This window comes from Amycolatopsis sp. Hca4 (assembly GCF_013364075.1).
GTDB lineage: Bacteria > Actinomycetota > Actinomycetes > Mycobacteriales > Pseudonocardiaceae > Amycolatopsis.
In genome coordinates, this window is the sequence record NZ_CP054925.1 from 3901442 (window position 1) to 3917585 (window position 16144).

Consider the following 16144-nt stretch of genomic DNA (forward strand, 5'->3'; position numbering starts at 1 on the left):
GGGTGCCAGATTCGTCTGCTAAACGGAACGCAAGCCTTCCGACACGCTGAGATGAACGACCGGAGCCGGCCACCTCGGACGGCCGAGCACGTCGCGAATGCCCGTTTCGCGGCACTCCGCGGCCGGGTCGCTCAGGCGCCGCGGTAAGTGCCGATCGTCCAGGCGTTGCCTTCCGGATCGCGCAGGCTGAACGTGTGCGAGCCGTCGTCGGTGTCCGTCAGCTCGGCCGTGATCTCCGCACCCGCGGCCTTCGCCCGCGCGTAGACCTCGACCACCTGGTCCGACACGACGTACACCGCGGACGCGCCGGGCTTCATCGCATCGTGGACGCCGTCCGGCGGGCGGACGCTGCCCAGCATCACCGCGCCGCCCTCGGGCCGGCGCAGCTCGGCGTGCGCGATCAGGTCGCCATCGGGGACCACCAGCGTCTCGGTGAAGCCCAGGACGTCGACGAGGAAGCGGATCGCGGCCGGGGCGTCGTCGTACCGGAGGGCGGGCCAGACGTTCGGTTCGGGAGTCATGCCGTCAGCTTCGCCCCACCTCCGCCTCCTGGTCTTGGAGGAACGGGAGCTCCTCGGCGATCCACGTGCCCGGCGTGCAGCCCGCGAGCGCGCGCCACTCGTTGGTCAGGTGCGCCTGGTCGTAGAACCCGCACTCCGCGGCCAGCGCCGCCAGGTCCGTGTGCCCGCGCCGCAGCAGGCGCCCGGCCCGCTCGAACCGCAGCACCCGCACCGCCTGCTTCGGCGCCAGCCCCAGCTCCGCGCGGAAGCGCTCACCCAGGTGACGACGGCTCCAGCCGACCTCACCGGCCAGGTCCGCAACGCGCACCCGCCCGTCCGCACCCCGCAGCCGGCGCCACGCCTCCCCCAGCTCGGGCGGCGGCACCACCGGCTCGACGGCCCGGGCGGCCAGGACCTCGTCCAGCAGCGCGAACCGCTCGCGCCAGGACAGCTCCCGCAGCCGGTCCGGCAGCCGGCCGAGGCCGAAGTCGGCGAGGTCGGCCACCTCGCCGCTCAGCTCCGCCGCCGTGACCCCGAAGAGCGTTCGCACGCCCAGCGGGTCGAGCTCCAGCTGAACGCCCTCCTGCACGCGGTCCTGCCGGATCAGGACCGCGCTCGTGTGGAGACCGCCGACCAGCGCCTGCAGGCTCCGCCCGGCCATGCGCACCGGCCCGGCGAGACTGATGACGAGCGTCACGTGCCGGGACGGCAGGCCGCGGTGGACGGCCAGCGTGACCTCGTCCTGCGCGTACCCGACATAGCGCGTGACCAGGGGCCGCACCACCGGGTGCGGCTCGTGGATGGCCCAGGTCACGCTCACGAAACCAGCGTAATCGTGACCACCGACAGTTTCGGTTCTGATAACACGGACGTGCGTCCCCACCGCGGAAGGAACCACCCGATGACGATCCAGGAGCAGGCGCAGCAGCTGGAGCTGCTCGCCGACCAGGTGCCGACCGGCATCGCGCTCGCCACCAAGAGCGACCTCGAAGACCTCCAGGCCCAGGTGCTCGGCCTGCTCGGGGAGACGTCCACCGCGACCGCGATCCAGGGCGCCATCCAGCTGGCTTCGCAGCAGATCGACGAGGTCGCGGCCGCGCTCGAGAACGTGCGCCTGCAGATCCGGGACGCCGCCCAGCACCACCTACAGGGCTGATGACGCGCCGAAGCCCTCCTCACCGGCCGGGTGGGGAGGGCTTCGGCGAACGGATTCAGCCGGCCGTGACCACCGGCGCACCTTCACCGAGGGATTCGCCCGCCTCTTCGGCGATGCGCATGGCCTCCTCGATGAGCGTCTCGACGATCGCGTGCTCGGGCACGGTCTTGATGACCTCGCCCTTGACGAAGATCTGGCCCTTGCCGTTGCCGGAAGCGACACCGAGGTCGGCCTCGCGGGCCTCGCCCGGGCCGTTCACGACGCAGCCCATGACGGCCACGCGCAGCGGGATCTCCATGCCCTCGAGCCCGGCCGTGACCTGCTCGGCGAGGGTGTAGACGTCCACCTGCGCGCGCCCGCACGACGGGCACGACACGATCTCCAGCTTCCGCGGCCGCAGGTTCAGCGACTGCAGGATCTGGATGCCGACCTTGACCTCTTCGACCGGCGGCGCGGACAGCGAGACGCGGATCGTGTCGCCGATGCCCTGGCGTAGCAGCGCACCGAAGGCCACCGCCGACTTGATCGTGCCCTGGAACGCCGGGCCGGCCTCGGTGACCCCGAGGTGCAGCGGGTAGTCGCACTGCTCGGCCAGCAGCTCGTAGGCGCGCACCATGACCACCGGGTCGTTGTGCTTCACCGAGATCTTGATGTCGTGGAAGTCGTGCTCGGCGAACAGCGACGCCTCCCACAGCGCCGACTCCGCGAGCGCTTCGGGGGTGGCCTTGCCGTACTTGTCCATGATCCGCTTGTCGAGCGAGCCGGCGTTGACGCCGATCCGGATCGGCGTGCCGTGGTCCTTCGCGGCCTGGGCGATCTCCTTGACCTGGTCGTCGAACTTCCGGATGTTGCCCGGGTTCACGCGCACCGCGGCGCAGCCGGCCTCGATCGCGGCGAAGACGTACTTCGGCTGGAAGTGGATGTCGGCGATCACCGGGATCTGCGACTTCTTCGCGATCGCGGGCAGCGCCTCGGCGTCATCGGCCGACGGGCAGGCCACGCGGACGATGTCGCAGCCCGCCGCGGTCAGCTCGGCGATCTGCTGCAGGGTCGCGTTGACGTCCGAGGTGAGTGTCGTCGTCATCGACTGGACGGAAATCGGGTGGTCGCTGCCCACGCCGACCGTACCCACCTGGAGCTGGCGGGTCTTGCGGCGCTCGGACAGGACGGGCGGGGGCAGGGCGGGCATACCGAGTGCGACGGTCACGCCTTCCAGCGTACCCACCCCTACTGGGGCACCTTCACCATGTCAACCGTCACGGTGAGCAGCATTACGGCCGGGGTGAGCGGCCGCCGGCGGGCCGCCACCCCTCCGTGGAACTCATTGGCCGATCCGGATCGGGTTGACGATGTCCGCGGTCACCGTGAGTAGGGTCACCGCGCCGCCGATGAGCACCAGGACCATCGTGATGCCGGACAGCTTCGTGTAGTCGACGGGACCGGCGGCCGCCTTGCCGCGCCGGGCGCGGATCCAGTCGCGGACGCGCTCGTACCAGACCACCGCGATGTGCCCGCCGTCCAGCGGCAGCAGCGGCAGCAGGTTGAACACGCCGATGAAGAAGTTCAGGCTGGCCAGCAGGAAGAAGAACAGCACCCAGATGCCCTGCTCGACGGCCTCGCCGCCGATCCGGCTCGCGCCGACGACGCTGACCGGGGTGTTCGGGTCGCGCTCGCCGCCGAAGATCGCGGTGACCACGGCGGGGATGCGCTCGGGGAACTGCACGAGCCGCTGGGCCGTCTCGGCGAACATCGTGCCGGTGAAGCTGAAGGTGGCGCCGATCGCGGCGACCGGGCCGTACTGGGTGGTCAGCGCCGGCACCTCGGGCGTGGCGCCGATCATGCCGACCTCCTTGACGGTCTTGCCGTTCCAGCGCTGCACCTTCGGCACGTCGACGGTGAGCCGGAGCCGCTCGGCGCCGCGCTGCACCTCGAACACCGTCGGGCCGCTGGTGGCCTGCACGGCCGTCAGCATCTCCTCCCAGGTCGCGACCGGCTTCCCGCCGACGGTGAGCACCTTGTCACCGGGCAGCAGCCCGGCCGACTTCGCCGGGGTGGGCGCCCCCGCCGGGCAGGTCGGGTTCTTGGCCTGGGCCTCGGCCTGCTCCTTCGACGTCGTCGGGACGGCGCAGGAGGTCGAGGCCAGCACCGGCTGGGTCGGCGCGGCGGCCGCCAGGCTGGGCAGGCCCATGGTCACGGCCATCAGGTAGAGGACCACGAAGCCGAGGATGAAGTGGGTGATCGACCCGGCCGACATCACGACGGTGCGCTTCCAGGTCTTGAACCGCCACATCGCGCGCGGCGCCTCGTCCGGCGTCACCTCGTCGAGCGCGGTCATGCCGGCGATGTCGCAGAACCCGCCGAGCGGGATCCACTTCAGTCCGTATTCGGTCTCGCCGCGGCGCCACGAGAACACCGTCGGCCCGAAGCCGACGAAGTACCGGCGGACCTTCATGCCGAAGGCCTTGGCGGTGACCATGTGGCCGGCTTCGTGCAGCGCGACCGAGACACAGATGCCCAGCGCGAAGAGCACCACACCGATGATGTAGGCGAGCACCCGCTACTTCCCCTCGATGATCGAACCGGCCCGCGCACGAGCCCAGCGCTCGGCCGCGAGTACGTCCTCCACGTCGCGTGGTTCGCGACGCCATTCGTCGGCGGCTCCCACCACCTCGGAAACAGTGTCCACTATCGACGTGAAGCCGGTGTTCTGCGCGAGGAAGGCCGCGACGAGCGTCTCGTTCGCGGCGTTGTACACCGCGGGCAGGCAGCCCCCCACGCCGCCGCAGTGGCGGGCCAGCTCCACGGCGGGGAACGCCTCGTTGTCCAGCGGCTCGAACGTCCAGGTCGCGGCGGTGTCCCAGGTGCACGCGGCGGCGGCGCCGGGCACCCGGTCGGGCCAGTGCAGCGCGAGCGCGATCGGCAGCCGCATGTCGGGCGGGCTGGCCTGGGCGATCGTCGAGCCGTCGGCGAAGGTCACCATCGAGTGCACGATCGACTGCGGGTGCACGGTGACGTCGATCTTCTCCGGCTCGATGTCGAACAGCAGGGCCGCCTCGATCAGCTCCAGGCCCTTGTTGACCAGGGTGGCGGAGTTGATCGTGATGAGCGGGCCCATGGACCAGGTCGGGTGCGCCATCGCCTGCTCGACGGTGACGCCGGCCAGGTCGGCGCGCTTGCGGCCGCGGAACGGGCCGCCGGAGGCGGTGAGGACGAGCCGGGCGACCTCGCTGCGGTGCCCGGCCCGCAGCGCCTGCGCGATGGCGGAGTGCTCGGAGTCGACGGGCACGAGCTGCCCGGGCTTGGCGGCGGCGAGCACCAGCGGCCCCCCGGCGATGAGCGACTCCTTGTTGGCCAGGGCGAGGGTGGCGCCCGTGGCGAGCGCCTTGAGCGTCGGCTCGAGGCCGCGGGAGCCCGGGAGCGCGTTGAGGACGGTGTCGACGGCGACGGCGTCGATCAGCTCGGTGACGGCGTCGGAGCCGGCGAACAGCCTCGGGAGCTTGAAGTCGCCCTGCGCGTACCCGCGCTTCTGCGCCTCGGCGTACAGCGCGAGCTGGACATCCTCGGCGGCGGTGGCCCTGGTCACGGCGACGGCTTCGACACCGTGGGCGATCGCCTGCGCGGCCAGAGCGGCCGGATCGGCCCCACCGGCGGCGATCCCGGCGACCCGGAACAGGTGCGGGTTGCGCGCGGCGACGTCGAGGGCCTGCACGCCGATGGACCCGGTCGAGCCGAGCACGAGAACGCTTCGCGAGGTAGTCATCGCCGGTCATTGTCGCGCGGGCCGTCTCCGCGGCGCACCCGGAGGTGTGGGATCATCGGCGGGTCCGAGGTTCACGGGGTTTGAGGAGTTCATCGTGGCAGGCAAGGCGGTCGAGAAGAGGCGGCCCGAGGTCGACCCGCGCGACGAGCCGTCCGCGGCCTGGGGCTGGCACGGCTCGTTCCCGAAGGCCACCCGCATCGCCGGCTGGGTCAGCGCGATCATCCTGCTGGTGATGATCAAGGGCAACCACGAGAACAACACCGAGAACGTGTGGCTGGTGGGCCTGTCGCTGTTCCTCGTGCTGCTGCTGGTGCTGGACATCCGCAAGCAGCGCACGGCCTGGCGCAAGTAGTCGGTTTTTCGCTAACGTCCCCGGCATGAAGCTGCGCTGGGGACTTGCCGTTCTGTCCGTGCTGGGTGCCCTGGTGGTGGCTCCTGCGCCGGCATCCGCTTCGGTGCCGTTGGTCCGGTGCGAGTTCACACCCACCCCGGACAACCCGGCGGCCCGTCCGGTGGCGCGTCCTTTGCCTGTGGCTTTGACGCGCGGGACGGTGGACGTGACGTTCCGCTTCAACTACGGGCCGGTGACGGTGCGCCTGGACCGCGGCGGGGCGGCGCCCTGCGCGGTGCACAACATGGTGTCGCTGGTGCTGCAGCGGTTCTACGACCGGTCGCAGTGCTGGAGGCTTTCCAACTCGGCTCGGCTCGGCGTGCTCCAGTGCGGGGACATCTACGAAGTGGAGAAGGGCGGGCCGGGGTACAAGTTCCCGGACGAGGTCTCGGGCGCCGAGACGTACCCGCGCGGGACGATCGCGATGGGGAACCAGGGACCGGGGACGAACGGGTCGGAGTTCTTCATCGTGCACTCGTTCGCGAACATCCCGGCGAACTACTCGGTGATGGGGCGGGTGGTTCGGGGGATGTCGGCCATTGACCGGATGGTGGCGGACGGGATCATCCCGACCGATCCGGATGGGCCGCTGGATGGTGCTCCGGCCAAGCCGGTGAAGATCCAGCGCGCCACGGTCGGCTGGTAGCTCACTCCGCAACGGTCTTCGGCATCACGCCCAGGACCAGGTGCTCCAGTCCCGCGTCTCCGACGCCGAAGGTCGCCACCCAGGTTTCCACGAGGAAGATTTCGCTCGTCTCCGAGATGCCCAGCAGGAACCGGCCACGATCCAGCAAGCCGACCGGGAACAATGACATCCCGAGTTCTTCTCCCCACTCCGCGAATCGATCGAGTTCACTGATCCCCCGCAGCGGATCCAGCTCGAACGGCTCCCTGGCACGCGAAACACCCGGGCCGTCGGCATCGACGGTCAAACCACCGAACTCCGTCAGGAACCGCTCGGCGGCCGGATGCATTCTGACCAGCCCGTCCGCTTCCAGCCGGCCACGCCAGAGTTCGATGTCGACGTTCCGTTCCGGAAACCAGCCTGCCGCCCGCAACTCCCGCTCGGCCCGCTCTGAAAACCTGGGCACGTCAACCACCCTACCGATCACCGGTCCAAAACTGGATGCGATAGGCCGCGACCAGTTCTTGACAGCTCTTGCACGGACCGATGCCCAGTCCGTGGTCCTCGTCATCGATCGATCCGCGAATGAGCCCCGCGGCGGCTTTCGCGTTGAACGGGTTGAGGTTGCGAGCCAGCGCCTCGCTTATGCACTGTGGCAGACCACACTTTCCGTGCCCGAAGCCACGCATCTCCTCAGTGTTCGGCAGGTCGTCCAAGAGCCCCTGGACGTTACGAGCCAGCTGCGGGGGCGCTCCGCGCACGCTGGTGTACGTGATGATCGTTCCGTCAGCCAGGAGCAGGCCCTCCGCCACAGCGGGCCTGCGCTTTCCCGAGAGCGACGAAGACCTGTCGGCCAGATTGCGAACCTCGCGGAACAGTTCGTCGTCGCAGAATATCCTGGTTGTCGTGGTACCGCCGTTGAAGTCGTCCCGGACGACACCACCACCGCAGTTGTACCAGGCCGACGCCTGGGCCGGAAGCAGCGGGGACGGGATCGGCGGGTCCACGTCGTGGACGACCGGGTTCTGCGGGTCCAGGATCTGCTTGAGGAACCCGCCGTAGATGTTCAGCAGGTCCTGCAGGCCGCCGAGCAGGCTTGCGACCGTGCTCGCCGGCAGGTCGGGATTGGACGAGACCCCGCCGCCCTCGTAGTACGGGCTCTTGGCGCCGTCCGGGATCGGGTCGGCGACCTTGCGGGCCTTCTCGTTCTGGTCGATCCGCGCCTGGATGCCCGGCGGCGGGGGCGGAGGCGGCGGCGGGCACCAGCACCCTCCCCGCGGCGGCGGAGGGCAGGCCCAGCAGCCGCTCGGCCCGGGCGGGTTCCCGGGTTGCCGCCCAGCTTCCGGGCGCCAGGACGGGTTCCACCTGCGGTCGCTCGAGAAGTCCACCCAGTAAGGGCCGGGGTGGCAAGCCGAGGAGTGGGTCCGGCAGTACTCGTTCCACTTGATGGGCGTCATTCCCGGGCAGGGGTTGCCGCGCGCATCACTGATCGCACACGACTCGCCGGCCGGGTCCGCGTCCCAGAAGAAGCTGTAGATGTTCCCGAGCGGCCCCAGGATCTTGCCACCGATCTTGCCGATGACCCTCTCGATGCCCTTCTTCACGACCTTGTCGCCCGGAGGAGCCACGACCGTGCCGGTCGAATGGCCGTCCCGGTCGATCCCGTTGAGCGGACTCGCGTTCCCGTAGGTGAAGCGGTTCGCAGCAACGGACGGAAGACCCGGCAGCGACGCGTCGTCCCGGGCGCTGAACGTGCCCGCGCCTGGTGAGTACCAGCGAGCTCCCATGTCGACCTGACCGGTCGACGGGTCCGTGAAGTCCGACTGGAAGCCCAGCGACGACGTCGTCCCCGACTGGGCCGTCCTCACCCCGAACGGGTCGAAACTCGCGGAGCCCGTGAGCGCACCACTCGCAGAGAGACCGCCGATGACGTCGGTGTGCTGGTCGCTGAGCGCGATCTGGCCGCCCCCACCCGCGCCCTGAGCCTGCAGGTCGCCCTGCACGCCCCTGGCGAACGTCGACGTGCCGTCCGAGGTCAGGTCCAGGCTGGTGCCGTCGTAGGTGAACTGCTGGTCGTTTCGCGACGACGCCCGGTCCAGGCCGTCGTAGGCGTAGGTGATCCCGCCCTGCTTCACCGCCCGGTCGAAGGCGTCGAACTCCGATGTCACCGTTCCGGCCGGGCCCGTGCGCGCGTCCAGCGTGCCTCGTGCGCTCCACGTCAGCGTGTCGGCGCCGTCGGTCGACTGGCGGTTCCGCTCGTCGAACGTGGCCGTCCGGTCGCCTGCCTGCGTCCGGTTGCCCGACGCGTCCCAGCCGTACTCGGTCGTCTTGCCCCCGACGGTCCAGGTCTTCAGGCGGCCGGCGTAGTCGTAGCCGTACGTGTTGTCCCCGGCTCCCGCCAGTCCCGTCGTCTTCTTGACCGTCAGCCGGTCGGCCAGGTCGTAGTCGTAATCGAGCGTGGCCAGCGCAACACCGTCGGCACCCTTGAGCCCGTCGCTCTTCTGACGGCCGAAGTCGTCGTACCCGTACGTGCGGACGCGGCCGCCGCCGTAGTCGATCGAGCCGAGGTTGCCCGCGTCGTCGTAGCCGAGCTTCTGTTCGACTCCTGTCAAGCCGTCCTTCTGCGTCGACAGACGTCCCTTGTCGTAGCCGAAGACCGCAGTGCCCGAACCGTCGACGCGCCCGGTGAGCCGTCCGGAACCGTCGTAGGAGTAGGTCGCCGTCCCCGAGAGCGGCCCGGTACTGGTCAGCAGGTCACCGCGGTCGTCGTAGGTGAACGTCTTCTCGCCGCTCGGTGCGCTCACCGCCAGCAGCCGTCCGGCCAGGTCGAACCGCTGGACCCGATCCGGTGTCGGCTGCGCGGCGCCAATGCCCTTCTCGAGAGCCAGGCGGCCGAGCGCGTCGAACGTCCGCTCGCGGACCACGCCGCCGGGTGCCTGCACGCGCGCCGGCCGGCCGGCGAGGTCGTACGACGTCGTCCAGGTGCGGTCCGCCGCCGCCGGGTGAGCCGCCGTCGCCGGTTCGATCACCGATTCGGGCAGGCCCAGGACGTTGTACGTCTCGATCGTGCTGTTGCCGCGGCCGTCGGTCGACCTCGTCCGGTTGCCGGCCGCGTCGTAGCCGAACGACGTCGTGATCGAAGACGTGTCCGAAACCGGCTCCTGCTGCTGGAGCAGGAGCCCCCGGAAGTCGTGGTCGAACCGGGTGGTGCGGCCCAGCGCGTCGGTCGCGGAGATCGTGTTGCCGTCCGCGTCGTACCCGGCGGCGCTCTTGCGAAGCACGTGCTCGCCGGGATCGAGGCTGTAGTAGCCGGTCGCCCGGCCAGCCGGGTCGTAGCTCACGTACCCCGTCCGGCCGTGGCCGTCGGACTGCCGCACCTGGCGTCCGGCGAAGTCGTAGCCGAACTGCGAGACCACGCCCGCCGGGTCCTTGGTGTCGATACGCTGCCCGAGTACGTCGTACTCGTGCTTCGTCAGCTCACCCGTCGGCGCCGTCGAGGACAGAAGGTTCCCGGCGTCGTCGTACCGGAGCTTGGTGGTGTAGGCCGCCGGGACAGGCCGTCGCTCGAGCCGGGTCGCGGTGACCTGCCGGCCCAGATCGTCGTAGGTCGCTTCCACCCGCGAACCCGTCGGGTCCATGGTCGAGCGCAGCTCGCCTTCGGTCGTGTAGCCGTACTGCCACACCCCACCGGGCTGGTCGCCGGCTTCCGGGTTCGGGTCGGTCCGCTCCACGGGGTGGTTCAGCTGGTCGTACCGGTACCGGGTGATGACGCCGTCCGGACCCGTCACGCTCAGCAGGTTGCCGAGCAGGTCGTACTGCTTCGTCGTCGCGACCTTCGCCGCGGCGGTCTCCCCCGGCTTCCGGTAGTCCGGGGACGCCACCTTCACGACCCGGCCGGCCCGATCGTAGGTCACCGTCCCGAGATTGCCGTTCGGGTCGCGGGTCTCCGTCTGTTCACCGAAGGAGTCGTAACCGGTGACGACCTCCGGGCGCACCGGTGCCGCCGCGGCGCCGCCGGACTCGGCGGAGACGAGCGGCTGGGTGGTCCGGACGAGCTGTCCCAGCCGGTCGTAGGCCAGGTCCGTCGTGAACGCGACCGGGTCCGCGTTGCGGACATTGCCGCGTGGTGACGTGATAGCGGTGACCAGCCCACGCTCCTCGTACCGGTAGGTCGTGGTCAGCTTCTCGGTCGCGCTCTTGACAACGGACTTGCTCGTCTGGCGGCCGGCGGTGTCGTAGCCGTACTCGACGACCTCGCGATTGCCGAGGTCGAGCCGCGTGCTGTTCGAGCTTTGTCCCGTGTGGACAGTGCGGGCGACGTCGCCGCCCGGGCCGTACGTCCATTCCGTTCGGTTCGCCAGACCGCCGGGATCGACGGTTTCCGCGGTTCCACGGCCGGAAGCGTCGTACTCGAACGTCGTGACGCGGCCACCGGGCTCGGTCAGCCTGCTCTTCTGTCCCGCCGCGTCGTACGCGTACTCCTGCAGCGTGATGTTCCGCTTGGGCGCCGCCGGGTTGAACGGGTCGCGGACGTCGTAGGCGATGACCTTCCAGACCTTGCCGTCACCGAAGTACTGGTAACGGGTGGTGCGGCCCATGGAGTCGGTTTCCCGCACCCGACGGCCCGCGAGGTCGTAGGCGTAGGACGCGAGCACCAGGGTGGGGGCCGACGTCGTATCGCCGCCGCCGTCGGTGTCGCCGCCCCCGCTCGCCGGATCGGTGGCCTGGCCGTGCCAGGCCCGCAGCCGCACTTCGGCGAGTGCGTTGCGCGCGGTGTAGCCGTACTCGTACTTGTTGCCGCCGGCGTCGACCGTCCAGACGCGGTTGCCGAAGGAGTCGTAGCCGGAGGACGTGACCGCGCCTTCCGGGTCGACGACCCGGCTCGGTCTGCCGAAGTCGTCGTAGTCGGTCGTCGTGACCCGTGCGGCGTCGCCGCCGGTCAGGTCCCGGTTCTCGGTCCGGATGACATTGCCGTCGGCGTCGTACCCGGTCAGCGTCTGCGCGGTATGGGTGACGCCGGTGATCGCGTTGACCACGCCGGGACCGGTTGCGACGGTCTGGTGCGATCGGGCGTCGTAGGCGTAGGTGGTCGTCGCCCCGGTCGGGTCGGACGGGCTGCTGCGCTTCTCCGTCTTCTTGCGGCCGAAGATGTCGTACGTGTACGTCGTGATCAGGCCCGCCGGGTCGACGACCTTCGCCAGGTCGCCGTTGCGGTAGTAGGAGTAGCTCGTGACACCGTTGCGGGGGTCGGTGGTCTGCAGGAGCAGGCCCGCGGGCACGTTGCCGCCGCTCACCGCCGCTTCGGTTCCGTCCGCGTGCTGGTGGCGGGTGACCGCGCCGTCAGGGGTCGTTTCGGTCGCCAGCAGGCCGCGGACACCGAGGTCCGTGTAGGTGTACGTCGTCGCGTACGTCGGGTCGTCCGCGTTGGCCGAACGGGCGTCGCGGGAGGACAGGAGCTTGTCGTTGCGCGCGTCCGTGATGTCCGCGGAGTTGAGGTAGTAGCTGGAGTACGACGTCTGGCAGTCGCCCGGTGCGACGCGGCACGTCTTGCGGGCCAGGACATTGCCCCGCTCGTCGTTGGTCAGGACCACGACGTTGCCGAGCTCGTCGCCGATGGTGGTCTGGAACCCCTTGTCGTCGTAGTCGTAGGTCCGGACGCCCTGGCCGTTGACCGGGCCGCCCACCCAGGTTCCGTCGCCGCCGACCGGACCGCCGCAGTACGACGGATCGGCCGGATCCCGCGGCGCGGAGGGATCGCAGGTGGCGTTGTCCGGAGGCATCGGGTTGCCGTCGCCGTCACGCCGGTCCTCCGGCCGGATGCCTTGACCCAGTGGCGCGATGTAGCGCAGGATCCGGCCGCGCACCGGGTCGTAGTCGTAGAAGTGCTGGCGGTTCCCAGGATCCGTGACCTGCGTCGTGCGGACGAGGTTGTTCTCGGTGCCGGTCACCACCGGACGGCCGAGGCGCCAGTGCCCGCCGTTGCGGTCGACGACCTCGGTGAGGCGGTCCGCCGTGGTCTCGTAGCTCAGCTGGGCGGCCACCCGGCCGCTGGGCAGGGTGATCTTCGCCAGCAAACTCGCCGCCGCCCGAGCCCGGAAGTGCGCGGAGGCCGTCGTCGGTCCGACGGCGTACTCGTAGAACGCCGCCTCGGCGATCTGCCCGGAGAAGAAGCGGCGCGCGTCCGTTCCCCAGCCCGGCCACGCCGAGGGCGGCACGGTGTACGCGGCCCCGATCTGGTTGTACACGACGTCGTCGTGCGCGATTTCGCCCGAGACGCTGCCGACCGACTGCCCGTCGAGGTAGAGGGTCTGGGTGGCGAGCGCGCCGGAGAGCACGACGTGGTGCCAGGCGTTGTCGTTGACCGTCGCCGCCGAGGTGATCGGCGCCGCCGTGCCGTTCCAGAACTGGCCGCGCAGCTTTCCGTCCGTGCCGACGTACAGCACCGGCACCGCGCCGGTGGGCGTGCCGCTGATCGGTGCCTTCTGGTAGCCGAAGAGCGGGCCGCCCGCCGTGGTCCGGAACCACATTTCGACGGCGAGGTCGCGGTTCTTGCGCACCAGGCCGTCGGGCAACGTCACCACCGACGACGTGCCGTTGAACGTCGCCGCGGCCCCGGTTCCGGCCAGCGGCCCCGGCTGCCCGAGCGTGACGTCCTTGTAGGTACCGGCGTCCTTGCCCAGCTTGAGCCCGTTCTCGCTGGCGGCGGACGTGCCCGCCGTCTCCCCGAACCGCCAGAAGGACGACGGGCGGGCGTCGACGACCGAGCTGCGGTAGTGCGATGCCGGGGTGTAGTCGTAGCCGGTGCACCCACCGTCGGGGTCACAGACCTTCGTCAGCCGGTCGCCGTCGTAGGTGTAGGTCCAGGTGAGCTGCTTGCCGTCGATCGGGTCGGTGCTCACCGAGGTGACGTGGTTGCCGGTCCACTTGAAGTAGAGGATCCGGTCGCTGGTCCGGCTGATCGCCCGCCGGAGGTGCTCCGGGGTGCCGTAGTCGAGTTCGACGTGGTGGCCGGCCTGGTCGTAGATGTCGATGAGCCGCCCGTCGGGCCGGAAGCGGTAGAGCGTCGACACCTTGTCCGTGAGCACCCAGCCGCCTCCGGCGGCTTCGACCTCGATCCGGAAGTTCGCCTGCCGGCCCGGCGGTGGCGCGAAGGTGCCGTCGGCGTTGCGGCCGAACCGGACCTGCTGCCCGTCCGGGTAGGTCACCACGACGTTGCCCGAACCGTCGTCGTCGGGGACGACCTTCATGTCGTAGCGCGTCGACCAGCCCGCGCCGAAGGTCAGGTCCGTGCGCGGATCGAGGCTGTTGTAGGTGCGGGCGACGGTCAGCTCCGGCCCCGTCACCTGCAGCGCGGCGTCGACGGCGCTGGAGAAGTAGTTCCCGGTCTGCGGATCGAAGTCACGCTGTGCACCGCTGTAGGGTGCGTTGGCCAGGTGTGCGGTGATCTCCGGCTGCGGAACGGCGGTCAGGAGGTGGCTCGGGGTGAGCTTTTCGCTCTCGGAGTTCCCATCGTAGGCGAAGACACGCCACTGGTAGTCCTTGCTCCAGCGCAGGGCCCCGGCCGGAACCGTCCAAGTCCGCTTCGTCACGTAGCCGGAGTCCACACAGGACACCCCGGTCGACGTCCCGTCCGGCTTGGCGACGTAGTTCTCGCAGACCTCGAAGCGGTACTTGAGGTTCGACGAAACGGGCGCGTCGACGTCCACCGCGTCGGCCCAGAGCTGCGGAGTGAGCGTGGGGGCGGAGAAGCCGTTCGGCGGGTACTGCGCCTTGACGATGGGGGGAACGTCGAAGACGGTCATCGACAGGCGCGTCGGCGGGATCTGCTCGTCGGTGAACCAGGCACCGCCGCGCCGCAGCATGCTGAAGTCGAAGAGGTAGGTGCCCGGCTCGGTGGCCTTGATGGTGGCGTCCAGCGTCACCGAGCCGCCACGCGGGACGTCACGGGGCAGCGAAGCGGCTTCCACCGCACCCACCGGGGCACCCGCGGCGGTGAAGGCGCGGTACCCGAGCGCGTAGTCCGCCGCGGTCCACGTGTCGGCTCCGCGGTTGGTGACGGTGATCTTGACCTTGCCGGCCTGCGTCCGGGTCACCGGCGGCTCCGGGACACCGCGGTCGACGCGGTACTCGGCGTCGTAGGCGCTGTGCGTGACGAACAGGCGGGGCGGGTTCGCCGTCCGGTTGCCGGTGAACTTCTTCCAGCCGTAGGGATCGGTCTCCGAAGCGCGGACGGCCAACCCGTAGTTCGGCTGCGCGCCCGTCACCCAGCGCTGGACGAGGTCACGGCCGCCGGTGCCGAGCGGGATCAGTTCGGTGGCGGAGGGACAGCTCGAGGCGTGCTGCTGGAGGCCGATGTACCCGTGGGCGAAGGATTCCTGGGCGAGCGCGGGACCGTAGCCGGGTCCGGGGAAGCCGGACGCGGTGTTCCACGGCGCCGTGACCCCGTGCACGGTTACCGGTCGCGGCTGGCAGGACCACGACCAGGTGCTCTTCAGTGTCAGCTGGGCACCGAGGATCTTGTGGTTGCGCAACCGGTTCTCGACACCGCCGAAGGACAGGTAGCTCGCGGCCTTGATCCCGCCGGTCGTCCCGATCTTCAGCTCGGTCGACCCGTCCAGCCGGGAACCGTTCTGGAAGACGGCGCCGCCGTCCGAGGCGGTCGTCTCGACGCTGGGGTCGGCCTCGACCGGGTAGACGCGCGCGGGATCGTTCAGCCACTTCGCGTCCAGCTCGACGCGAAGCGCGAACGTGCCGGCGTTCTCCAGGAGCCGGTAGGTCACGCCTTCGGACCGAGCCGGCTCACCGGTGGCGGGATCGCGGCGGGAGTCGGTCATGAACCCGGCCGGGATCCAGGCGCGCTCACGCCCTTCCGGATCGGCGAGGACGACCCGACCGTCCACGATGGACGGCCGGAGTCCCTTCAGCCGCAACGGGAAGTCCCACACCGTGGCGGCCTGCGGCGAGTTCAGGACCAGCGTCTCCTTGACGCCGCCCGGCACCACGTCGAGCCGCAGATCCGCCCCGGTCCGGACACCGGGGTAGACGATCCGGCTGCCGGACACCGTGCCCGCCGCCGGGGCGGCACCGTCCACGCCGAAGCCGAACTCGTGGCCGCCGTCCAAGCCGACCCGGACGATTTCGGCCGCGGTGGCGGCCGGGGCGAAGGCGAGCCGCTCGGCGTCGGCCGTGTTGGTCCACCCCGTCCCCGGGGCTCCGGGAACGATCGCCGTGTCGATCGGCTGGTAGCTGCCGTCCGACGCCCGGTAGTTCATCGGCTCCTGGCCGAACTCCGTGGTGAGGGTGCCGTCCGCGTTGGCGTAGGTCTTGTCGGTGGCCGTCCGGCGGTCCGGGAGTTCCCGGCTGGTCTTCTCGTCGAACCCGGTCACGTGGGTGGGTGGCGTTCCGGCCTGGACGGCGTTCGCGCGGACCTTCGCCTCACCGGCGGTGACCGCCGGGTACTTCGACTGCAGTGACTTCGGTCCGGCCACGTTCGCCGGGCCGGCGGGCTCGTCCGCCTGCTCCCCCGCAGTGCCGGCCAGCTGCTGTGGGGCGAGCGCAATCGCCTGCCGCAGCAGGTCGGCGTCGGCGCCCGGCCCCACCGGGATCGACGGCCCGGCGACGCCCGCCGCCAGTGCGACGACGAGCACCAGCAACGTGACCCGGCTCGGGAGTCCGGACTTGCGGCGTGGAGAAAACATGGGGGAACCCGCCC

The 16144-nt window shown here is 70.4% G+C and carries 10 protein-coding genes; 3 read left to right on the forward strand and 7 right to left on the reverse strand.

Going from position 1 to position 16144, the window contains the following annotated elements:
• Positions 1 to 131: 131 nt before the first annotated feature.
• Complete coding sequence (locus HUT10_RS16845; protein WP_176172082.1) at positions 132 to 521, reverse strand: VOC family protein; 390 nt, start codon at positions 519 to 521, stop codon at positions 132 to 134.
• A 4-nt stretch (positions 522 to 525) separates the two neighbouring features.
• On the reverse strand, positions 526 to 1320 hold the full coding sequence (locus HUT10_RS16850; RefSeq protein WP_176172083.1) for an AraC family transcriptional regulator: 795 nt from the start codon (positions 1318 to 1320) through the stop codon (positions 526 to 528).
• 81 nt (positions 1321 to 1401) lie between these two features.
• Between HUT10_RS16850 and HUT10_RS16855 the strand changes: the two genes are divergently transcribed.
• Entirely contained in the window at positions 1402 to 1656 is a 255-nt protein-coding gene (locus HUT10_RS16855; protein WP_003057586.1) for a hypothetical protein, read from the forward strand.
• A gap of 55 nt (positions 1657 to 1711) precedes the next feature.
• On the opposite strand, the gene ispG is transcribed toward HUT10_RS16855, so the two are convergent.
• The 3 genes from ispG to dxr form a co-directional block, all read right to left on the reverse strand.
• Positions 1712 to 2863: a flavodoxin-dependent (E)-4-hydroxy-3-methylbut-2-enyl-diphosphate synthase gene (ispG, locus tag HUT10_RS16860; RefSeq protein WP_176172084.1), complete on the reverse strand. Its 1152-nt coding sequence runs from the start codon at positions 2861 to 2863 to the stop codon at positions 1712 to 1714.
• A 114-nt stretch (positions 2864 to 2977) separates the two neighbouring features.
• Positions 2978 to 4210 carry an RIP metalloprotease gene (locus tag HUT10_RS16865; protein ID WP_176172085.1) on the reverse strand — a complete coding sequence of 411 codons (1233 nt, stop codon included), beginning with the start codon at positions 4208 to 4210 and terminating at the stop codon, positions 2978 to 2980.
• Positions 4211 to 4213: 3 nt separating this feature from the next.
• Complete coding sequence (dxr, locus tag HUT10_RS16870; RefSeq protein ID WP_176172086.1) at positions 4214 to 5416, reverse strand: 1-deoxy-D-xylulose-5-phosphate reductoisomerase; 1203 nt, start codon at positions 5414 to 5416, stop codon at positions 4214 to 4216.
• A gap of 94 nt (positions 5417 to 5510) precedes the next feature.
• On the opposite strand from dxr, the gene HUT10_RS16875 reads away from it, so the two are divergent.
• Positions 5511 to 5768: a DUF2631 domain-containing protein gene (locus HUT10_RS16875; protein ID WP_176172087.1), complete on the forward strand. Its 258-nt coding sequence runs from the start codon at positions 5511 to 5513 to the stop codon at positions 5766 to 5768.
• 25 nt (positions 5769 to 5793) lie between these two features.
• Complete coding sequence (locus tag HUT10_RS16880; protein ID WP_176172088.1) at positions 5794 to 6453, forward strand: peptidylprolyl isomerase; 660 nt, start codon at positions 5794 to 5796, stop codon at positions 6451 to 6453.
• Position 6454: 1 nt separating this feature from the next.
• Here the strand turns inward: HUT10_RS16880 and HUT10_RS16885 are convergent, their stop codons facing one another.
• Together HUT10_RS16885 and HUT10_RS16890 are read right to left on the reverse strand one after the other, a co-directional pair.
• Complete coding sequence (locus HUT10_RS16885; RefSeq protein ID WP_176172089.1) at positions 6455 to 6898, reverse strand: SUKH-3 domain-containing protein; 444 nt, start codon at positions 6896 to 6898, stop codon at positions 6455 to 6457.
• Between the two features lie 10 nt (positions 6899 to 6908).
• On the reverse strand, positions 6909 to 16130 hold the full coding sequence (locus HUT10_RS16890; RefSeq protein ID WP_176172090.1) for a DNRLRE domain-containing protein: 9222 nt from the start codon (positions 16128 to 16130) through the stop codon (positions 6909 to 6911).
• Positions 16131 to 16144: the final 14 nt, after the last annotated feature.